General features: G+C 37.9%; 20 protein-coding genes and 1 pseudogene. 5 read left to right on the forward strand and 16 right to left on the reverse strand.

The window, feature by feature from the left end:
• The first annotated feature begins 50 nt into the window (after positions 1 to 50).
• Positions 51 to 1154 (forward strand): nucleotidyltransferase family protein, encoded by a 1104-nt coding sequence (locus AC4CUY_RS19700; RefSeq protein WP_001289337.1) that lies wholly within the window; start codon positions 51 to 53, stop codon positions 1152 to 1154.
• On the opposite strand, the gene AC4CUY_RS19705 is transcribed toward AC4CUY_RS19700, so the two are convergent.
• The 6 genes from AC4CUY_RS19705 to AC4CUY_RS19730 all read right to left on the reverse strand — a co-directional run bounded on the left by AC4CUY_RS19705 (position 1143) and on the right by AC4CUY_RS19730 (position 7824).
• Positions 1143 to 1781 carry a Cap15 family cyclic dinucleotide receptor domain-containing protein gene (locus tag AC4CUY_RS19705; protein WP_000530048.1) on the reverse strand — a complete coding sequence of 213 codons (639 nt, stop codon included), beginning with the start codon at positions 1779 to 1781 and terminating at the stop codon, positions 1143 to 1145. The two genes, AC4CUY_RS19700 and AC4CUY_RS19705, sit on opposite strands and share 12 nt — an antisense overlap.
• 68 nt (positions 1782 to 1849) lie before the next feature.
• Positions 1850 to 3265, reverse strand: a complete 1416-nt coding sequence (locus tag AC4CUY_RS19710) for a hypothetical protein (RefSeq protein ID WP_004777765.1) — start codon at positions 3263 to 3265, stop codon at positions 1850 to 1852.
• 19 nt (positions 3266 to 3284) lie between these two features.
• Positions 3285 to 4376: a TniQ family protein gene (locus AC4CUY_RS19715; protein ID WP_000622362.1), complete on the reverse strand. Its 1092-nt coding sequence runs from the start codon at positions 4374 to 4376 to the stop codon at positions 3285 to 3287.
• A 19-nt stretch (positions 4377 to 4395) separates the two neighbouring features.
• Complete coding sequence (locus AC4CUY_RS19720; protein ID WP_000073961.1) at positions 4396 to 5247, reverse strand: TniB family NTP-binding protein; 852 nt, start codon at positions 5245 to 5247, stop codon at positions 4396 to 4398.
• Positions 5244 to 7133, reverse strand: a complete 1890-nt coding sequence (locus tag AC4CUY_RS19725) for a TnsB C-terminal domain-containing protein (RefSeq protein WP_000999878.1) — start codon at positions 7131 to 7133, stop codon at positions 5244 to 5246. Before AC4CUY_RS19725 ends, AC4CUY_RS19720 begins: the two co-directional genes overlap by 4 nt.
• Positions 7126 to 7824, reverse strand: coding sequence for a heteromeric transposase endonuclease subunit TnsA (locus tag AC4CUY_RS19730; protein ID WP_001064759.1), 699 nt, complete (start codon positions 7822 to 7824; stop codon positions 7126 to 7128). The genes AC4CUY_RS19725 and AC4CUY_RS19730 overlap by 8 nt, the downstream gene beginning before the upstream one ends.
• 114 nt (positions 7825 to 7938) lie before the next feature.
• Between AC4CUY_RS19730 and AC4CUY_RS19735 the strand changes: the two are divergent.
• Positions 7939 to 8589 (forward strand): annotated as a pseudogene (locus tag AC4CUY_RS19735) (ATP-binding protein); the annotation flags it as partial.
• A 33-nt stretch (positions 8590 to 8622) separates the two neighbouring features.
• Positions 8623 to 9132 carry a GNAT family N-acetyltransferase gene (locus AC4CUY_RS19740; RefSeq protein ID WP_419306203.1) on the forward strand — a complete coding sequence of 170 codons (510 nt, stop codon included), beginning with the start codon at positions 8623 to 8625 and terminating at the stop codon, positions 9130 to 9132.
• A gap of 64 nt (positions 9133 to 9196) precedes the next feature.
• On the opposite strand, the gene AC4CUY_RS19745 is transcribed toward AC4CUY_RS19740, so the two are convergent.
• The 3 genes from AC4CUY_RS19745 to AC4CUY_RS19755 all read right to left on the reverse strand — a co-directional run bounded on the left by AC4CUY_RS19745 (position 9197) and on the right by AC4CUY_RS19755 (position 11256).
• Entirely contained in the window at positions 9197 to 9967 is a 771-nt protein-coding gene (locus AC4CUY_RS19745; protein WP_419306201.1) for a TorF family putative porin, read from the reverse strand.
• Positions 9964 to 10203 carry a hypothetical protein gene (locus tag AC4CUY_RS19750; protein WP_004725275.1) on the reverse strand — a complete coding sequence of 80 codons (240 nt, stop codon included), beginning with the start codon at positions 10201 to 10203 and terminating at the stop codon, positions 9964 to 9966. Before AC4CUY_RS19750 ends, AC4CUY_RS19745 begins: the two co-directional genes overlap by 4 nt.
• Before the next feature lie 282 nt (positions 10204 to 10485).
• Positions 10486 to 11256 carry a TorF family putative porin gene (locus tag AC4CUY_RS19755; RefSeq protein ID WP_419306199.1) on the reverse strand — a complete coding sequence of 257 codons (771 nt, stop codon included), beginning with the start codon at positions 11254 to 11256 and terminating at the stop codon, positions 10486 to 10488.
• A 309-nt stretch (positions 11257 to 11565) separates the two neighbouring features.
• On the opposite strand from AC4CUY_RS19755, the gene AC4CUY_RS19760 reads away from it, so the two are divergent.
• Positions 11566 to 12891 (forward strand): OprD family outer membrane porin, encoded by a 1326-nt coding sequence (locus tag AC4CUY_RS19760; protein WP_056517603.1) that lies wholly within the window; start codon positions 11566 to 11568, stop codon positions 12889 to 12891.
• A 102-nt stretch (positions 12892 to 12993) separates the two neighbouring features.
• Here the strand turns inward: AC4CUY_RS19760 and ppa are convergent, their stop codons facing one another.
• Together ppa and AC4CUY_RS19770 are read right to left on the reverse strand one after the other, a co-directional pair.
• Positions 12994 to 13518 carry an inorganic diphosphatase gene (gene ppa, locus AC4CUY_RS19765; protein WP_004725270.1) on the reverse strand — a complete coding sequence of 175 codons (525 nt, stop codon included), beginning with the start codon at positions 13516 to 13518 and terminating at the stop codon, positions 12994 to 12996.
• A gap of 121 nt (positions 13519 to 13639) precedes the next feature.
• Positions 13640 to 14038, reverse strand: a complete 399-nt coding sequence (locus AC4CUY_RS19770) for an MAPEG family protein (protein ID WP_234624287.1) — start codon at positions 14036 to 14038, stop codon at positions 13640 to 13642.
• Between the two features lie 67 nt (positions 14039 to 14105).
• On the opposite strand from AC4CUY_RS19770, the gene AC4CUY_RS19775 reads away from it, so the two are divergent.
• Entirely contained in the window at positions 14106 to 14531 is a 426-nt protein-coding gene (locus AC4CUY_RS19775; protein WP_154129402.1) for a hypothetical protein, read from the forward strand.
• A 91-nt stretch (positions 14532 to 14622) separates the two neighbouring features.
• Here AC4CUY_RS19775 and AC4CUY_RS19780 read toward each other — a convergent pair whose 3' ends face one another.
• The 5 genes from AC4CUY_RS19780 to AC4CUY_RS19800 form a co-directional block, all read right to left on the reverse strand.
• On the reverse strand, positions 14623 to 16296 hold the full coding sequence (locus AC4CUY_RS19780) for a long-chain-fatty-acid--CoA ligase (protein WP_004725264.1): 1674 nt from the start codon (positions 16294 to 16296) through the stop codon (positions 14623 to 14625).
• 149 nt (positions 16297 to 16445) lie between these two features.
• Complete coding sequence (parC, locus tag AC4CUY_RS19785) at positions 16446 to 18665, reverse strand: DNA topoisomerase IV subunit A (RefSeq protein ID WP_105713793.1); 2220 nt, start codon at positions 18663 to 18665, stop codon at positions 16446 to 16448.
• Between the two features lie 728 nt (positions 18666 to 19393).
• Positions 19394 to 20713: a niacin transporter NiaP gene (gene niaP / locus AC4CUY_RS19790; protein WP_335954627.1), complete on the reverse strand. Its 1320-nt coding sequence runs from the start codon at positions 20711 to 20713 to the stop codon at positions 19394 to 19396.
• 54 nt (positions 20714 to 20767) lie between these two features.
• Positions 20768 to 21271 (reverse strand): GNAT family N-acetyltransferase, encoded by a 504-nt coding sequence (locus tag AC4CUY_RS19795; protein ID WP_056517612.1) that lies wholly within the window; start codon positions 21269 to 21271, stop codon positions 20768 to 20770.
• Positions 21272 to 21332: 61 nt separating this feature from the next.
• Positions 21333 to 21977, reverse strand: coding sequence for a trimeric intracellular cation channel family protein (locus AC4CUY_RS19800; RefSeq protein ID WP_004725253.1), 645 nt, complete (start codon positions 21975 to 21977; stop codon positions 21333 to 21335).
• Between the last annotated feature and the right edge of the window lie 38 nt (positions 21978 to 22015).

A 22015-nucleotide genomic window follows, 5' to 3' on the forward strand; every position in this document is an offset into this window, starting at 1 on the left:
TATTAAGGTATAATTATTTTAACCATAACTACTATTTTTTGAGTTTCACAATGTCTGAAATTGATTTTTATAAAAGATTGAACAGATTAGAGAAAAGACGAAAAGGTACTGACCTTACATACAATGCTTTTGATAGTGTAACAGCAGGCGTAACTTCATTTAATGAGTTTGATGAATTAAAACGTACAATAGAAAAATGGCAGATTGTATCAGACAAACCATCTATCCGTTATGCAGTAGGAGCAATGCAAGAAGTTAGTAAACGTTACACAGAAATCAGTATTGAAACTGCTAAAAGAATTGAAAAACAATTAGAGCCTAGGCTACTAAATAATCATAACATTGTCACAGAATACAGATTACAAGGGTCAGTTCCCCTAAATATTCATATCAAAGGTGTAAGTGATGTTGATTTACTTGTACTTAACAAATCACATTATCGTACAGAGGGTTATTTAGGTACTTTACGTCATGATGATATAAAAATATTAAGAGAACTCAGGAACGCGTGCACTTATGAATTAAGACAAGCATATCCTGCCGTAACAATTGATACTACTGGTGCTAAATCTATAACTTTAACAGGTGGATCACTTCCTCGGGATGTAGATGTTGTACCCTCTCATTGGGTAGAAACATATGAGTACCAACAACAAAAGCACCTTTATTTAAGAGGAGTCAATATTCTAGATAATAAAACTCCTACTACATTGATGAACTTACCTTTCAAGCATATTTTTTATATAGATTACAAATGTAAATACTATGCTGATGGAGGATTGAAAAAATCTATCCGCCTTTGTAAAACAATAAAAGCCGATTTAGTTGAAGAGGGCAAAGTAATTTACTTAAGTAGTTTTGATCTAGCCTCTATTATGTATCATTCCAATCTAGAAAATTTAAAGAAAGGTAGAACAAATGCTTTAGCAATAGTTCTTGAAACAAAAAGATTTTTTGATTATCTGTATCATAACCCAAACTATAGAAATAGCTTATATACACCTGATATGACCAGAAAAATATTTGATAGTTATCAGAAAGAAACCTCTCTCACAACAATGAGCATTGCCTTAGATAAACTCGTTACGGAAATACGTAAAGATTTGGGTTACCTATATGACGAAACCATTGGCTCTTATCCATTAGTTATCTAATTTTTCCCATAACATTGTTCCCATGGTTCTTCGACCAGTAACATTATAATATTTAGCACTGGCACTTTTATTGTCTTTATGAAGTGTCAGCTCTACAAATCCTCGATGGATACGTAACTCTTCATGATCTAAATCTTTTGGTTTGTTTTCATAACTATAAAGAACTTTGTATTCTTCAATTTCGTCATAAATAATTGCAGCAGAAATACTGTCAGATGTGGAAAATTCTGTTTCTAATCTGATTCTTACTTTATCCCAACTTTGTAAAATTGTTACTTTTCCAATCCACTCTCTATTGTGCTTAATCATTTCAGAATTTTCTTCTTGGTAATCAGAGATACCTTTACATGACCATTCTCCCGAAATATCAGGATATTTCAGAATCTTGAAAAATAAACCTGTTTTCCATATCCATTTATCAAATAGAAAATAAAAAGTAAGAAATAATAAAGCAGTGATAGCACTAGAAATGATGACATTCCAATAAGGAGACAATCCACCCAAGAACTTCAGTAAAAAGTAAATCAATATCCAAGATATAAACGTAGCAAGTGAATAAACATATTTCCCTGCATGAGACCTATTGAATCCATTATGAACACAATATTCATGACCTAATTGCCCCATACATACCCTCTGGAAGCCCAAAATTCAGTTTTAACTTTATGTAGCTACATTAGCGTTATATGGTCCAGTTATACAAGCAATTTAGGTATCCAATATTGCTGATCACCAAACCTCACTTCAAAGCCATCATTCAGCCCCCTATAATTAATACTATCCATTTGATTAAAAAAGGATTTATCCAAATTATGAAAATACATCAATCCTAACTTTATCCACTCTAGTTCATTAAAATTTTCCTCTGGGGCTTTCATGATGGCCAACAATTGTTTTTCCAGTTTCTTCATATTACTTTTTTCTGTTATTTTTTCATCTAGTACCCATGACGTATCAAGGTTCGTATCATAATTCTTGTTTAAAAAATTAAGAAAGCCAACAATAGCGCAAGCTTGTCCAGGGGACTTAAATAAGTAATATTTTACATGCCACATTGTTGGTAAATCTAATCGTGATTGACTTACCAACAGCATTAAAGCAGATGCTGGTTTCATGGCTAAACGGGCAGAACGTATACTCGTTTTCCCTAAATCCATTTTATTTATTAAAACCTGATAATAGTTCTGAAGAATTTGGGCTGAAAGCGATGAACCAGGACATGAGTTCGCCAGTTTTCTCAGTTGGTCAAATTCAGAACAGTGGCCTTTAGATTGGGTATCTATATGCAGGTGATGTACTGCAACCAACCACCGGATGGGCAGCTCATATTTGCGTAAACCACTTGTTCTTAGTCTATGTAATAAAGAGTCATTGTCTGGGATCTGATCTCCCCAAAGATCACTGGTCTTTTCAAAAAAATGAATATGTTTACGAATTAGTAATGCAGCCTTATGCGGTCCAACCTCATGATCAAGCCAATTCATATAATCTTTAAAGTAACCTTTGAGGCTTGGATTTACTAATGTATTAACCAGTTCCTTAATCCTATTCCCCAATATTCTTCGCCATGTACATAATTCACAGTATTTCCCATATCCAGCAGGAATCTGTTGCTGGCAAGTTAGACATTGAAGTGGTGGACAGGTCAAACATTTCTTACAAAGCATTTTGCCTGACACAACATCCTGTTCAATCAACCTATATCTTCTACAACTTTGGCATGTCTGGTAATCACGGGTTGCACACTTTGGGCAAACTCTTAAATTATCTCCAAAACGGCTGATACGAGATAAGCGTTGTGATGTCACACCACACCGTTCACAAGCTTGAAACTCTCTAAAATAAACTGAACAACTATTACAAACAGGGCCTTGCTCCGTTATTTTTCCTATAGGGTAATCAATACGCTGACATCTAATGCAAGGTCTATTGGTTTCACATTGTTGGCAAACGGCCAAGTTATCAGCTTTATATAATCTGGAACTTTTACCACACGACGGACAATCCTGTTTTTTAAAAACTCGTACATAGCACTTATGGCAATAGTTACGCTGTTTATAAAGTCGGTGTATCTTTTCAACCGCATCACCACATTCATCACACTGAGGCATGGTGTTGTCCCCCCAAAAGTTACCCTAGTTTTCTTTTTAATCTTAAAAACTTGCGTATTACAGTCTCCTTACTTTTAGGTTTAAAGGTAGCTACCAATGCTCTCTTTGGAGGGTAGTTCCGATAAATCGAGCCTAATTGTTCTTCAACAGGCCTTAATATGGCTGGCAACTGGTTTCTCTTATCCCAAAATGAAGACCTGTTCATATTTAAAGATTTTGCTGTTTCAATAAACTTTTCCTGGGGAATAATGAGTAATTGATAAATACAGGAAAATAGCCGTTCTCTCTCGGTAACTGGAAGTTGGTTAACAGCCAATCCATTCGATATAAGCTCAGGATGGGGCACCTGAATTCTGAGTTGTTCAAGAAAAGCCCATCCTTTTCCATTTACTGAGCCAGCTAAAGCTTTTCTAATAAATTGTGAAAATAACTTAATCACCGTTAACCAATCAGTTACTGAAATCAACTTGTCTTGATAGGTTGCACAGCCTTGTTCCAGGAATTGATCAAAGATTTTTTGGAATGCCAAGGCATGACAATCCACAAGGCTTTTATTAACCTCCAATAGACTTTTTTTACATATTGAACAGCAAGTCATAACCTGATCAGGGGCTTCAAGACGTCTAGGTTGAATAGCATTATGGCAATGAGGACATTGATCATGTAAATGCTGATTATGTTTTATACAACCTGTATGCCAGGCAAAACGCCAAGGCAGACGGAAATAGGCAACATTATCCTCAGATAGACACTCAGGACAATATTGCCAGCCACCTCGATGCTTACGGTTTCTTGTACCTAATACCAAGTACCATGCATCAAGAGTTTGATTATCCAGATTATATTTAATTAAAAAATTGCGAAGCGTAGCAGAATTAAATTGGCTTTCATCAATTTTTGTCGTATTGATCAATACCTGTACTTGCTCTGCACTTAAACCACGATCTACATCTACAGACCAGATTCGCCATTTGGGCCAAAGTACTCCAGTTAAACTTAATGGGTCACAACCACTGTCAAGTGCGGCACGTATCAACCAAGAAGATAATGCCTCATCTTGCTTTAAGTCCGTGGGAATAAACCATGAATGGATTTCTGTTGCACTTATCATACCTAGTCCTCCACATTGCTTATTTCACACTTTCTAGCAAGCTACGGTCGATAAACTCCTGACCAGAAACAACAGCTTTCTTTGCGGCGTCCCGTAAAATCGTTCGCAGATTACCTAAGTTTCCATCTGTAATATCATGCAGATATTTTACTGTTGCTGGTTCAGCCAGTTTTGAAGCCTGTTTGAGGGGAAGAACTTTCTCAAATTTATTTACCATAGCTTGAAAGTCTTTATCTAGTTTCCATAAGGGCAAATTAACCACACGAAAACGGCTGACATGCTGTGGATCAGTACGCAGAACACTAATTGCTTCTTCTGTACCAAACCCAACAATGGGTATCTGTGTTTCATTACACAAATACTTAATCGCATTCATTACTGTTCTTTGCTTAATCGGACTGCCACATAATAGAGAATTCATTTCGTCGATAATGAGGAGCTTTACCTCATAAAGTTTAAGGCAATGGACCACTTGGTAACGTAGCTTCGCAACGGGATCTCTTTCTCGAAAAGGAACCCAGAACTTATCAAGAATAGCCATATACAGAGCTTTTTCATCAGGGGAAACAGGTGCCTGTACAATGATTACAGGTTTTACTGCATTATTTTCTGCATTGACATAACCCTCCCCATACAGCTTAAAGAACTGGTTAATAATTGAGGTTTTACCATTATTTGGCTTACTCAATACCAGTAAGTTGGGCATACGGCTCCGCTTAGGAAGTGTCAGGAATCCTTTCAATTGGTCTAACAAGTCATTGGCTGCTGGATACCCAATCCATCGGTCCTCTTCCAGGAAGTAGAGTCTGTCCTCATTAGACTGTTCCACAATAGGGCGAAACTCTTGAAAAACATGTGAATAGTTACTCATGAAATATCCTCATCATTTTCCAGCTCATCGAGAGGCAATAAACCATATACGTTTTCAAGCTGTTGCTCCAAAATCGTACTCTCTTGTTGAGGTTTTTTGCCCTGAATTGAAGCAGGGTTAACACTCTGTTGATGTTGGGTACTGCGCTGATGTGATCTGCGAGCCCGTCGAGTTTTAGTACTTGCCTCCTGAACACGCTCCCGAAGTTTAGCTAGAGCCTGTCCAAGTTCATGATCTTTTAGATATTCGCCAGTTTCCTTTTTCAGTTCCTGAATCTTTTTGTGTTCCCAAATACTAAATGGTGGAATACTTTGATCCGCTAAAGGAACCTTAAAATAATTTTTGATTTCGGGATCAAAGAACCATATCTCACTAATATTTCTTGGATCACGCCTAAAGATAAATTTACGTTTTTCCTTTTGATTATCAGGGTCTACAGCATTAATCCAACCTCTTAGTACATCAGCATAATAAGCAAGACCATCAATTGTTACACCTGTTGTTTGAATCGTCCTTTCAAAACTTGGTAGAAAATCAAGAAAGAAATTATGATCATTTGCAGGCAATCTAGCAGCCCCAGAACCTAACGTGTTTTTATCACCAAAGATACCTAACTCAAAAGCATGTAGTGGAGAAGTACCTAAAGCAGAGTGTTTCCTTTTGTGGTAAACATTACAGATAAAATCAATCAGCCAGTCCTCAAATTCGGAGAATGTGAAAACTGCTTCCGCATCTGAGTTATAGCCTTTTCTTTCAAAAATATTTGAAAAAGTTGTTCCTGGAACTGCGTGAATATCGGTTGCAAATGTTCCCATCAAACGTTCAATGTGCCCGCCAAAACGTGGTTTTTTAACTGGTCGGTATTCCAGACGAATATCATGTGCCATACAAGCATTTCTGAAAGTTTCTGAGTGAAACTCAGGTCCATTATCGACATGAATGGTGTTCATAATTCCCCAGACAGGCCATTCAGCTTGAATCTTGCGCGAAGCTAGCCATTTCTCTTTGGGCAGTACAGCTTGAGAAACGCTCATTGCAATAGACATAACAGAGGGGGCATCTAATGATAAGTAATATCCCACAACTACCCTTGAACGCACATCAATTGCCAACGTAAGAAAAGGTCGTCCTATAGGACACCTGCTAAAATCATCAACCAGAATAAGATCAACAGGCGTATGGTCAATCTGTACGACGGCAAGTGGATAATCAGCATGAGGGAATTTCCCTGCGGCAGGTGTAAATTTGTTATCGGCCTTTTCCTTATGTCCCCTCTTACGAAGAGAGTCTCTCTGGCTAATCGCTGCAATACGATTTCTTACTGTATTGGCATGAGGCACCTCTAGGATATGGTATTCATGACATAAGCGTTTCACTTCAAGTACAACTTTTTGAACACTTATTCTTTGATTAGTTAGGTATAAATCCTTGATGGCTTTTTCAATGATTGCTTCAGCATGTTTATTAATTATCTTCTTGCCTTGTGGCAATCCCTCTTTTCTGGGCCGCAATCCATCAATAGTTCCATATGCCTTATAGATTTTTAACCATCTATAGATAGTGGCTGGATTAATATCATGTTCTTGGGCTCGTAACTCTACTTCCTTACGACCACTCACGCCTCCCTCAATGAAAGGTCGGATGATGTTGAAACGTCTTTCAGCCTCAATCCAGTCTTTATCAGCGATGAGCTCTAGATCTTCATACTGTTCCACAGCTATTGATGGCCTTAATTCACTGATAGCCGCGATACTTTTCCTGCCAGTATTATTGTTTTCAACAAAAACCGATTTTAGGTCAATGACTTCAATAATCGTATGGGGAATCCCTTTTATCTGAACCGGCTCCCCAGCAGCTATTTTGATATTCACACGTCTATCATTCATGACAACTCCCATTTACCCAAAGTTCAGTAGATGGCTGTAAAGGCATACTTAAATCGCAAACCAGATAACCATGAGCAACTAAATACCAGATTTGACTAATTCCATTGGCTCTGTCCCATTTTCCAAGAAAATGTCTGGCTAATAGAGTCTCAAAAGTTACTGCTCCTCGATCTCTCACATAATCCAATAAGTGCTTTGAATCAGCAGGGGGAAATTCCATCTTTCGGTACTTTTGTAAAAACATGGCATTCGACCATAACTGGTCCCGAATACGCCCCTCATGTGCAATATGAAATTTCCAACCCTCTTCTTTGCATACCCTCATGGCAGCACGATATCTAGCTTTCCATAGATGCAAATTAAGTTGCAATTCATCTGTAGGTTTTACTTCAACCAGTTTAGGTGCAATAAATGGAATAAAATCATTATGCTTATAAGTTACTAGGTAGTCAGGGGTGTAAACTCGTTTCTGTCCATTATCAAAATACTCAATGGTAAATGGTTGAGACTCAACAGCAAGAACATTGGGATCAACCTCTAATCGAATAAGGAAATCCCGTTCAAGAGTTGATTCAAAGGCAACTGCGGAATCTTTTTTAAAAGGATATAAACCAGATACACTGATACGTGTATTACCAATTTTTCTTCGAGCTGGTACGATGTTAACGGTGTCGCATGATTGATTGTTCATTCTAGGTTCCGTTGCATAGTTCTTTATAAAATTTGTCGCATAGTTCTTTATAAAAGGTGGTCTAAGTCTTTGACCCTAGCTTATATTGTCGCATAGTTCTTTGTAAATAACAGCGGTTCAAATCCAAAACCTGGAGAGATTACGCTGGCGCACCTAGGTGTACTATTTTTAGATGAATTGCCTGAGTTTGACAAAAAAGTGCTCGAAGTTTTAAGGCAACCACTTGAATCTAAAGAAATCGTTATTTCTAGAGCATCACGCCAAATTACATTTCCTGCAAACTTTCAATTGATTGCAGCAATGAACCCCTGCCCTTGTGGTTATGCATTTAACCAAGACAGTCGCTGCCAATGTTCTGCCGAAGCAATTAAACGGTATCAAAACCGAATTTCAGGTCCATTATTGGATCGTATTGATCTCCATATCGATGTGCCACCATTAAAAGCCCAAGAATTACAGGATCAAACGCCTGTCGAAGATTCAGCAACTGTACGGGAACGGGTGATTGATGCGTGCGATTTTCAAATCCAAAGACAAGGCTATTTAAATCACAACTTATCGCCAAAAGACTTAGAAAAATATGTGATTTTAGATGAAACATCCAAGCAAATGCTCGAAACGGCACAACAACGTTTGAATTTATCTGCGCGGGCGTATCATCGTATTTTACGTGTTTCAAGGACCATTGCAGACTTAGCTCAAAGTGAGCAAATCCAAAGTGCCCATTTAACCGAAGCCTTGTCATATCGGGGAACTCAATCTTAGAATCCAAGCTATGACGTATAGAAGATAAATAACATGCTAAATTTAACCTTACGCAACGAACATGCAGATGATATTGAAAATATTTTCAATCTCACTCAACTGGCTTTTCTAAATGCAGCGCATACCGACCATACTGAACACTTGATCGTCAATGCACTCAGGGATGCAAATCAATTAACCATTTCCATTGTTGCTGAATTGGATCAACAGATTATTGGGCATGTGGCAATTTCACCTGTTGAAATTTCTTCTGGTGCACAACATTGGTATGGTTTAGGTCCAATTTCAGTTGCACCAGAATATCAACAACAAGGTGTTGGCAAAGCTTTAATCCAACACGCATTACAGCAGTTACAACAATTCAATGCCGCAGGATGTGTTGTGCTTGGAGATCCTGCCTATTATTCAAAATTTGGCTTTCAGCCACATGACCGTTTGATCCTTGAAGGTGTTCCTGCTGAATATTTTCAAGTCCTTAGCTTTGACCAAAGCATTCCACAAGGAACGGTAAAATATCATCCAGCATTTGAAGTGAAAGCCTAATTTATTTCAAAATCGCAAAAAATAAAGGTGACTCAAGGTCACCTTTATAGATCTTAATTTGCGCTTAGAACGCTTTAGTTAAAGTAAACACCGCACCTGTTTCAACACCACGTTTCCCAGAATTAGTGAATCCATCAGTATCAATATTGGTTCCCACTGCTGCAAGTTCCGCAGTTACTCCTGGAATAGATTTAACTGCATAATTCACCCCGACTTTCCAGTCGACATAATTGTCGTTACCATCAGCTAATGCTTTTTTATCCATTGTGGTATAGCCAACATTTGCAAGCCCACCAAAACCAGTATCACCAAATGGAGCTGAATAGCCAACGTTAAAATTCCAACTGTTCCCACCGACTGCTGCCCAGTCATTGGTATAGTTCACATTGGTCAATAAACTACTGCCTTTAACCAAGACATCTGCAAATATTAATTTTGCATAAAACTCAGTCCAGTTAAACTTACTGGTTGCACTTGGATAATTATATTCAACAACACCAACATCCAAAGTTGGTTTAAAGGTCGGAGATAACGCCAATGCTGTTGTATAACCAATAGATGGGTCTAATTCTAAATGTGGATCTGCCTCACCAAAATTTACATTTGAACCCCAAAGACCCGCATATAAACCTGAACTATGCGATAAGGTAAAACCCGCTTGTACTGCTGGGTCGTTATAAGTTTGAGTCATACCGCGGAAACGATAGTCACTCGTTACGGCAGCACTACCTGAAAAGCTTAAACCTAATTTTGACAGTGCGTTGTCTTCCGCCATTGCCATTGTTGCTGTAGACGATAGAACTGCCAATGTTAGTGCTTTAGTTGAGAATTTCATCTTGAGTGCTCCCCCATCATATGATGTTTATTTGTTATGCTAAAATTTGATGAACTCCCTAAGCAATTAGCAATTGCCATGCCAAGATGAAATTCAAGCTGTTTATAAAATTCAGCAATATTCAGCAATCTATTAATAATCAATAGTTTAAAATTAAAAGATTGTGGATGATTTTTCTTATTCTTCAGTTGTTGAACATATGCTATTTCAAGCATCACTTGATGGAACTGATTCATACTGACCTACTTTAAGCATGGTTTTAATGCAAAGTAGTATGAAAAATCTAAGCGTAAATTTTCTATAACGTGCTTTATTGTTGTCATAAAAAGCGTATAAATATTGCTTTAAGCTTTTCATGTAAGATGATTTTAATGGTGCATATTATTTTTGCTCAAAAAAAGCACATATTTTAAAAAATGCCTAAAAAAAGTGCATGTCCTATCTTCGGTCATACACTTCGATAAAATAGGTAAGTAAAATAACTCACTCATATTCATCTTAAAAACTATAAGTTAATCTTAAAAACTATAAGTCAGACCAAATACCAAATTATCCTTATAATCTTCACCTAAACGGTCTTTACCACCAATTACATAGTCTAATGAAGCTGAAACACCTGTATTGGCAATGACTTTACTGAGCCCCAAGCGCATTTCACTTAACGCAAAATCCTGTTCTGTCTGCACAATACTGTCATCATGATGACTGTTATATAGAGATGCACCAATAGAAGTGTTGAAAATAAAATCTTGAACCAAAGCATGACGATACGCGATGCTTAGATAAACATCACCCGCATTGGTAGAGGATGCATCGGCTAACATCACTGAAGCACCTGCGGTTAAATTTTTATAACTCAGCTCAGCGGATAGATCTGTATAGGTGGTTTTACGATGATCTGCTTGATCAGCATAAACAGTACCGCCTTTATGATAAACATATGCAGTGGTTTTTAAGTTATAGCTCCAATTTTGCGCAATTTCTTGAGCATAAGCTAAATAAAAATTATTTTCAAAACCATGATCTTGCGTATCATCTGCAGGGTTGTAGCTCAGTGTAGAACCCCAATACCCCACCGTGATGCCACTTTTATGTGCATAACTTAAACCGCCTTGCACAGCGACATCATCATTTTCAATTCCACCTCGATAGATGTACTTGGATACCAGTCCCACATTTCCAGAGATCATGCCATTTTTAACCAAGACATTTGCTTCTTCAGCAAATGCTGGGCACGACGTGATACAGATAGGCATTGCCCATAACAGTTTAGAAATAAGTGAGTTCATGATGACAAACGGGTGGGCGTATAAATAAAGGCGAATTTTACTGTGTTTTTAAATTTTTGGTAAAAAACATGGAGATAAATTCAGCATATTTTTCAATTTATTTCATATTTCACATAAAATCAGCATTTTAACAATTCTTTAGAACTTTTTTTCATAAGAAAAGAAATTAATATTGTGTAAAACATTACAGAAATGTAATATTTTTAAGCAAAAGAGATTCCCTTTTTATAGATTAAATATACAATTCATCCACAATCTGTTCTGAATTCGATCAGTCAGTGCAATCTATTCTCGTTCACGAGGCAATTCATGTTGAATGCTCCAAAACTTACTTTAGCTGTATTAATTAACGCGGTTCTAATATCCCCTACATTTGCTAGCGAACAAAGTGATGCAAAAGGGTTCGTTGAAGATGCCAAAGGTTCTGTATTGTTTCGTACAGGTTATATTCTTCGTGATAAAAAACATGGTATTGACGATCAAAGCTCATTTGCACAAACGGCAATTGTTGACTTAGATTCTGGCTTCACTCAAGGTATCGTCGGTTTCGGTGTTGGTGTAGTTGGTGATGGTTCTTTTAAAATCGGTCCAAACACCCATGCTGGCAATAATATGATTGCACTCAAAAATAATGGTGCAAGAGACGCAAATGGACGAGTTGATCCATATGATCATTGGGCACGTGGTGGCGCAAACGTAAAAGCTCGTTTCTCAAATACAACTGTACGTTATGGTACGCAAGTTCTCGACTTACCTGTACTTGCAAGTAATACAACGCGTCTTGTTCCTGAATATTTTACAGGTACGTTATTAACCAGCCATGAAATTAAAAATTTAGAACTTGTTGCTGGTAAATTCACCAAAGACCAAATGTCTGATCAGATCAAGACTGATGGTAATAAATTAGATGATGCGATTGTTTGGGGTGCTAAATACAAATTTGATGACCAGCTTAGCGCGTCTTATTATGGTTTAGATTCTAAAAATGCGTTAGAACGTCATTATATCAATGCTAATTATAAATACCCATTGGCAAATCAAAGTTCTTTAACTTTTGATTTCAGTGGTTATCACACCAAGTTTGATAAAAATGCCAATACCTATTCTGCAACAGGTCCTGTTGATGCGGATTATGCAAATACAGGTAAAGCAGGCGTAGAAAAAACTAATAATATCTGGGCATTGTCTTCTACTTATAATCAAGGTCCGCACACTGTGATGTTGGCTTACCAACAAAATACAGGTGATGTGGGTTATGACTATGGTCAAAATGCTGACGGTTTCCAAAGTATTTATCTACCAAACTCTTATATGTCTGATTTTATTGGTAACCATGAAAAATCAGCACAAGTTCAATATAACCTAGACTTTAGCAATTATGGTGTTGCTGGCTTAAATTGGACCACAGCATTTGTCTATGGTTGGGATATTAAAGTCCGCAATGTAACTGATGATGCACAAGAACGTGAATTCTTTAATCAGGTGAAATACACCATGCAAAGTGGTTTTGCAAAAGATGCGAGCTTACGTCTACGTCACTCTTACTACCGTGCAAGTGAAGCGTATAATCCTGTCTACATTGGTGATACCAATGAATGGCGTATTTTCTTAGATATTCCTGTGAAATTTTTCTAATTTAGAATAAATCCACAGAAACAAAAAAACCTGCATTTAATCATGCAGGTTTTTTTATGGGTTTGAACATTTTTCAATCTTCAAACCACGTTTTAATCTGGCTTATTTTGCAGCTTCGATTGCTTTTAAGACTTCAGCTTTTGCAACTTCTGAACTTTCCCAACCTGTCAATTTAACCCATTTACCAGGCTCTAAGTCTTTGTAATGTGCAAAGAAATGTTCAATTTGATTCAATAATAAAGCAGGAAGATCTGAATATTCTTTCACATCTTTATAAAGTGGAGTCAATTTGTCATGTGGAACTGCGATCAGTTTCGCATCGATACCACCATCATCTTCCATGTTTAATTTACCAACAGGACGACAACGAATCACTGAACCATGTACCAATGGGTGTGGAGTTACAACCAATACGTCTAATGGGTCACCATCTTCAGACAATGTATTTGGTACATAACCATAGTTCGCTGGGTAGAACATCGCTGTACCCATGAAACGATCTACAAATAAAGCATCTGAATCTTTATCTACTTCATATTTAATCGGTGCAGCATTTGCTGGGATTTCGATAATTACGTAGATGTCATTTGGTGCATCTTTACCAGCAGGAATATTGCTATAGCTCATAGGATACTCTTTCAAGTGAGGTCTTATTTAAAATCTTGTCGATTATAACGCTAAATTGCGCAAACAGATGCGGATTATACATTTTGCATCATCAAAATGAATGAATTTCATCGAAAACTGTTTAGACGATTCGAATAACCAATAACAATAAAATAATTGGGCAAGCTAAGGACAAAGCCCAAATAATGGTACGTAGCGCTGAAATATTGGCAAGATAGCAAATTCCATAAATAATGCGTAACACAATATAGGCGATGCCTAACATCATAATCAGATGTTGCGATACCACCATATACTCTGCCATTAAAATCGCAGCAATAAATAAAGGTAAGCTCTCAAAACTATTCTGTTGTACTGCATTGGCACGTGCAGCCAAACCTGTAGTTTTGGCTAAAAATTCACGGGGATTCTGATTATCAGTAGCTTTAAAACCACCAGACGCTTTCGCAATAATGGTAAAAACATAAGGAAGTAAACAGGCAATTAGAATTAAATATATGATGCCATCTATCCCAGACATGATTTTTTCTCATGAAGTGTTAATGCGAGTTATCATAGCATGGCATGAACAGAATATTTTTTGTTAAATGCAGAGTTTTGCAAAATTGTGTAGTGAGGACAATAACGTGCAACCAGATCAAAATGAATTGTTTGAGGTTTTAGAAAAGCAGCGCCATCAACAAGCGGAGATTGATCGTATTCTTAAAATTGTATTGCCAATTTTGGCTTTTCTCTTGTGCGTGATTTGTGCAAATTACAATTGGCAATCCACCTTGGGAACGCTCATTGTTTTGGTGGTGGCTTTTTTTGCCGTCGGCATAAAGCGTATGAATCTATACTTTTGGTTAGCTGCTATTGTCGTATACTGTTTAATCGATATTTATTTTAGCTATGGCAGTATTCATCCTTCTGCACTAGGGCGTCAAATGGGCACTATGCTAACCTTTACAGCAATTGTTGGCTTAAGCCGCCCCTATATTGATGGTTGGTATATTCGTTCTCACAAAAAATAAATGTTGAAATCACCGCATAAAGCGATCGATTACTTTACATCGAAGATAAAAAAGCGCCACTATTGGCGCTTTTTTATCTTTAATTTTTCAATTATTTACGTAAATCTTTACGTAGGATTTTACCTACATTTGATTTTGGTAAATCATCCATAAACTCAACATAACGCGGACGTTTATAACCGGTTAGGTTTTCTTTTGCATATTCAAGAACTTCTTCAGTGGTTAAAGATGGATCTTTTTTCACTACAAATAGTTTTGGCACTTCACCAGATTTTTCATCAGGTACGCCAATTGCAGCCACTTCAAGCACTTTAGGATGTTGCGCAATCACTTCTTCAATTTCAGAAGGATAGACGTTGAAACCAGATACTAAAATCATGTCTTTCTTACGATCGACAATTTTGAAATAACCACGGGTATCCATGATCCCAATATCACCTGTACGGAAATAACCGTCAGCTGTCATGACTTTTGCAGTTTCATCTGGACGATTCCAATAGCCTTTCATGACTTGAGGACCACGAATTGAGATTTCACCCTGCTCGCCTTGTGACAAATGATTGCCATCATCATCTAAGATCGCAACATCCGTCAGTGGTAAAGGAATACCAATTGTGCCACTAAACTCAGTCGTTGCAGGTGGGTTTGCAGTTGCGACTGGAGAAGTTTCAGATAAACCATAACCTTCAATAATGATGGTTCCTGTAACTTTTTTCCATTCTTCAGCAGTTGACGGTAACACAGCCATACCACCGCCCATCGCCATTTTTAACTTACTAAAGTCGAGCTGTCTAAATTCTTCATTATGCACCAGCGCATTAAACAAGGTATTTACCGCAGGGAAGAAACCTGGTTGGTATTTACGTAATTCTTTAATCACTGCAGGTAAATCACGTGGATTTGGAATCAGAATATTTGCTTGACCTTTATACATACCATACATCGCACAAACCATAAATGCGAAGATGTGATAAAGCGGTAAAGCACAGAAGATACGATCATCTTTAGCGCCATCACCTTGGCCAAATTTACTTTGGAAAATACCGTCACATTGCAACAAGTTTGCAACTAAGTTACGGTGGGTAAGTTCCGCTCCTTTTGAAACACCCGTAGTACCGCCTGTGTACTGAAGTACAGCAGTATCACTGAGTGTCATAGTTGGACGTTTATAATTACTTGGACTTACTTTTGCCAATGCGGCATTAAACTTAGTATGTCCTGGAATATTCCAATCTGGAATTTGTTTACGCACTTTACGTAAAACAAAATTTACCAAAGTACCTTTTAAGGTACCTAACATATCGCCAACTGAAGCAATGACAACATGTTTTACTGGTGTTTTACCAATAATCGCTTGATAAACGGTCGCAAAGTTTTCAACAATGACCAACGCTTCAGCGCCTGAATCATTAAGTTGGTGTTCTAATTCACGTGCTGTATAAAGTGGATTCACATTCACAAGTACCAAACCTGCACGGAGTACACCTAAAGCGACAACTGGATACTGAAGGACGTTAGGCATCATCACTGCAACACGTGAACCTTTTGCCAAACCTAAACTTTGCAAATAGGTTGCAAATTTACGGCTTGCCAATTCAAGATCACTGAATGACATCACTTTATCCATGAAGATAAAGGCATCACGTGAACCAAATTTTTGGAAATTACGCTCAAAAATATCAATAAGAGAGCTATTTTCCTGTGGCAATTCTACTGTTTCTGGAATCCCAGTTTTTTGATATTCAGCGAACCAAACTTTTTCCATAATGCCATAATCTCCAATCAGTAATCCTTAGTTTTAAACTGTTTTTCTCAATATTGAACATAATTTTTTGGCTTCTTTGTGCTCAATATTGCATCCATTTTCACGAACACTTTGCATATATAACGTATTTCAATCCAAGGATGCTAGTTTTATCTTTGAATCAACAGTTTATTTGCTTTTTGATATCCGCGCGGCAACAACTGACCTTTTGATGCGCGTTTACCGATATATTTCTGTAAATCTTCCCCTTTTAATTTTAATTGTTGCTGCCCTGCAAGCACTTGTATTACTTCATCTAAATTCAAAGTTAACATAAACTGAACAGACTCATTAGTTTCAAGTTGTATCAACTTATTTCCTTTACCTTTATTGAGCGTTGGCAAGTCAGATAATTCAATTAAAAGTAGGCGTCCTGCTGAGCTGAGTATAGCCAAATGAGTATGGTTTTCAACGACTTCGATTGGCATTGCTGTCGCATTTTCAGCAACAGTCAGGAATGTTTTACCTGCTTTGGCATTGGTATCCAATTGTTTAGCTTGCGATTTAAAGCCATAACCTTTTGAACTTACAGCAACTATTTCTTTTTCTTCATCTTCAATTAGGACTTGCATAAAGCCCACACCATTGGCTGGAGAAAGTTTTGAACTCAACGGTTCTCCTAAACCACGTGCCGATGGCAAACTATTGATGGCCAAAGCATAACTTCGTCCAGTTTCATCTAAAATATATACTTTCTGATTCGACTTACCTTGTGCTGAACTTAAGTACTGGTCACCGGCACGGAAATTTAATTTTTCAACATCAATATCATGACCTTTGGCTGCACGAACCCAACCCGCCTCAGAAAGGATCACCGTTACCGCTTCAGCAGGCATTAAATCTTGTTCACTAATGGCCTGTGATTCTTCACGTTGCACAATCGGTGAACGACGATCATCACCAAACTTCTTCGCATCATCTTTAAGTTCTTCGATAATCAAAGATTTTAATGACTCTGGATTTGCAAGTTGTTCACGAATCACCGCTGCTCTGGCCTCAAGTTCTTCTTGCTCACGGCGCATTTCCATTTCTTCAAGTTTTGCCAAATGGCGTAACTTAAGCTCTAAAATTGCTTCTGCCTGAACTTCATCAATATTGAAACGCATCATCAACACGGGTTTAGGTTGATCTTCTTCACGAATAATTTTGATCACTTCATCAATGTTCAAATACGCAATGATCAAACCACCAAGAATATGTAGGCGCTTTTCAATTTTATTCAGATGATATTGCAGACGACGTGTGACAGTACTCTTACGAATTTCAATCCATTCTAATAAAATGCGACGGATTGATTTGACTTGTGGACGACCATCAGCACCGATCATGTTCATATTGACACGATAGCTCGACTCTAAATCGGTTGTCGCAAACAAATGACTCATGACTGCATCGGCATCGATACGATTTGAACGTAATACAATCACCAAACGTGTTGGGTTTTTATGGTCTGATTCATCACGTAAGTCACTGACCAATGGCAATTTTTTGGCTTGCATTTGATCTGCAATTTGCGTGATGACTTTCGAGCCAGAAACTTGATATGGCAGCTCAGTGATGATAATTTCATTTTTTTCAATGGTATATACTGCACGGGTACGATAGCTACCACGTCCAGTCATTTGAATTTTTAATAATTCATCACGTGGTGTAATAATTTCTGCTTTGGTCGGTAAGTCGGGTGCAGGAATATATTCTGCAATTTTTTCATCTGTTAAGTTTGGATTACGGATTAAAGCAATCGTACCTTTAACCACTTCACGTAAATTGTGTGGCGGAATATCCGTTGCCATTCCCACTGCAATACCAGTAGTACCATTGAGTAAAATATTTGGTACACGCGCTGGTAAATTGACTGGCTCTTTCATTGAACCATCAAAGTTATCTTGCCAATCACAGGTCCCTTGACCTAATTCAGAAAGTAACAAATCACTATAAGGTGAGAGTTTGGCTTCGGTATAACGCATGGCTGCGAATGATTTAGGATCATCAGGCGAACCCCAGTTCCCTTGCCCTTCAATAAATGGGTAACGATAACTAAATGGCTGTGCCATCAACACCATGGCCTCATAACAGGCTGAGTCACCATGCGGATGGTATTTACCCAATACATCACCGACTGTACGTGCAGACTTTTTCGGCTTACCGCTTGGTTTTAATCCCAATTCGCTCATCGCATAAACGATACGGCGTTGTACAGGTTTTAAACCATCACTAATGTGTGGCAATGCACGATCCATAATCACGTACATGGCATAGTTGAGGTAAGCTTGTTCAGTAAATTCTGCTACGGAACGATTTTCTGTCGCATGATGCGCAAGGCTTGTCATAACAACCTTTTATCCTAAATAAGTGCGTTCTAAATAAATGTTTTGTATCTACGTTCTTATGCTAAGTCGCAGGGTCTGACTACACAAGTGCAAGTGTACCCTACAACGACAAATTGCGTCTTAAGATCTTTCTAATGACGTAAAATTATCCATTTTTTAAGAAATGAGCAACTTTTATTTAAACTGCTATTTTTAAATTGGGGTATGCGCTTTATTTCAAATGAAATTTATAAATGCTGAAACTTATTGAAGTGGTCCATTTCGCGTTTGTATAGAATGGATGCTCGAACTCAACAACCACCCGATCCCATATAGAAGCAGCAAAGTAACAGGAACTACGAAGCTATACGCTTGCGTCCAAGACAACCGATCGAATAAAGGGCCTAATCCAATTGCATTAAATGCCGACACTTGAAAACCTATGGGTAATTGTAAGAAAACAAAGTTTCCTTTGTTATCCGTCATTGGATCTAATGCGATATAAAGGCAAAATGCGGTAAGCAAAAGATAAACAATACAAAAGCTTAATCCAATTTTACTTTTCATTATTTCGCCCTCAATATTGGTCTGATCTATTTCATAATATCGATATGAATTGTTGTTTTTTTAATTTAACCTTCGAGAAATTTAAATGGCTGAGAAGCAAGATTAACCCTATATCAGCCATTGTATACTTTTTCTTTGTTATCATTTTTTAGCGCTATGTTTTTATATATTTCAATAAACGACTATAACCCAATCTCTTCTAAGGTCTTACCTTTGGTTTCTTCACCCAAGATCAAAACCACAGCGGCAACAGCGAAAAGTACAATCGTAAACATCATAAAGACTGAACTAAACCCATCACTTGCCACCATCATATGGGTCACCACCAACGGTGCGACAATTCCCCCCATACGACCGATTGCAGATGCCCAGCCTGAGCCAAAAGCACGAATATTGGTTGGGTATTGTTCAGGTGTATAAGTATATAGAACCCCCCATGCACCCAAATTAAAGAACGACATTAAGCATCCCCACAACATAATCATATTGACTGAGGTTGCTTGACCAAAGAAGTAAGCAGAAAGCGCACACAGACCAATAAAACCAGCGAGGGTTGCTTTACGTCCAAGCTTTTCCACCAACCAAGCCGCAGCCACATAACCAGGTAATTGTGCCAAAATCATCCCGAGTACATATTCAAAAGACTGCACAATGGTATAGCCCTGTTTGACCAGCAAACTTGGTAACCAAGTAAAAATGCCATAATAAGAATAGACGATACCAAACCAAATCAACCACAGCATCAAAGTACGACGGGCAAAAGCACCTGACCAAAGCTGTGAAAATGAAATCGTTTGTTTTGCTGAAACAGGTTTGACTTCAATGGTTTCAATCACTTCTACCCCACACTGCCGTTCCAGTTTCTGTACCAGTGCATGAGCTTCTTCAATTCGTCCGCGATTAATCAGATAAGGAACCGATTCGGGCACTTTTTTGAGAATCATAAAAACATAAATTGCAGGTAAACCACCAATCAAAAATGCAATATGCCAACCATAATCAGGAATTACAAAATAAGAAATAAGCGCAGCAACAAGCCAGCCAAGTCCCCAGAAACTTTCTAACAGTACAATAAATCGACCACGTACTTGAGCGGGGATATATTCGCTGACCAAAGTCACCGCCACAGGAAGTTGCCCACCCAGCCCTAAGCCGACAATAAAACGGAATACCAATAACCAAGTCAGATTCGGCGCAAAAGCACATAACGCGGTTGCAATGCTATAGGTCACCAAAGTAATCGCAAAGACTGTTCTACGACCAATTCGATCAGCCAAACCACCTGAAAATACAGCACCAATTGCCATACCCACAAAGCCAATGGAGACTACCCAGCCTTTTTCAGTAGGGGTCATTTGCCATTCTTCTGCCATTTTGGTGAGAATAAAGGAGATCAGTCCTGTATCCATGGCATCAAACATCCAGCCCAGTCCGATCACCCAGAGTAAGGTATAGTGAAATTTACCTATGGGTAAGCGTTGTACACGTGATACTAAATCCATAATGCACTCAACAAATATGTAAAAGCAGAAACAACTTTGGCTCGCTGTTTAATTTTAAAGACTGAACAGCAGAATTTCTCCTGCTAGACCGTCAAAATCTTTAAACTCTTTAGAATGGAAACCATTGTTTATCAATATTTTTCTTGAAGGTATATTTTCGGGATCAATAATAGCCATGAGATCCTTTAAATATGGTTGTTTTTTTGCATGCTCAATTAAAAATGTAACAACTTGACTGGCAATACCTTTCCCCCAATATTCGGGTAAAAGCATATAGCCCAACTCCGCAGTTGTTGCTGTTGGCTGATCCAACTCGAGTTTAGCTAAACCGATAAAGTCATTTGTTTGAGCATCAAGAATTTTATAATTTCCCAATGCTACATCATAGGCATTCTTAGATAAAATCTTGGCAAATTCGGTATGCGCTTCCTCCAGCGTTAATGCTCGCTCGGTAATCATTTGCATGACTTTAATATTTTTGACCAATTCAAAATACACAGCAAAATCTAGGTCAGTAAATTTTTCAAGTTTAATATTTTGATGAATCTGATATGACATACCAAGCTCAAAGTTAAATGCAGAGATTCACAATCAATAGCTGCTGTTCAAGCATCCATCCTTAGGACTCATCTTTAGAAGATGCCGATTGTTCATCATCATCTTTATAGATAAATTTCGGCATTTCCAAACCAAAATAAATCGCCACACAACGTAATGCAAAACCAAAAACTAAAGTAGAAACCACGGTAATTTCAAGCGATAAACCGAAATCTATACAGAACCAATAGAAAATCACCGCAACAAATGAAATCGATGCATACAGTTCACGACGGAAGACCAACGGAACATCATTACACAGAATATCTCGTAGAATACCACCAGATACCCCTGTTAATACCCCAGCAACAGCGGAAACCACAAAACCATGTCCCATTTGCAAGGCAATTTGACAGCCAATAATGGTAAAACCAATTAAGCCTAAAGCATCCAACAATAAGAAAATTGAATGTAAGTGCTTCATCCATTTGGCAATAATAATAGTGACAAAGGCAGCACAGCATGTCAGAACAAGGTATTCAGGATGTTTCACCCAAGTCAGTGGATAATGTCCAAGTAAAACATCTCGCACAGAACCACCACCGAGTGCAGTGACACAGGCAATCAGTATCACCCCAAACCAGTCCATACTGCGTCGTCCTGCGGATAACGCTCCAGTCATGGCTTCTGCTGTAATGGCTATAATATAAATAATCGTCAGTAACATTGCCCTTCATCCACTGATGGGAAAAGATGCGCGCTATT

This window comes from Acinetobacter sp. 778_lipA (genome assembly GCF_058242985.1).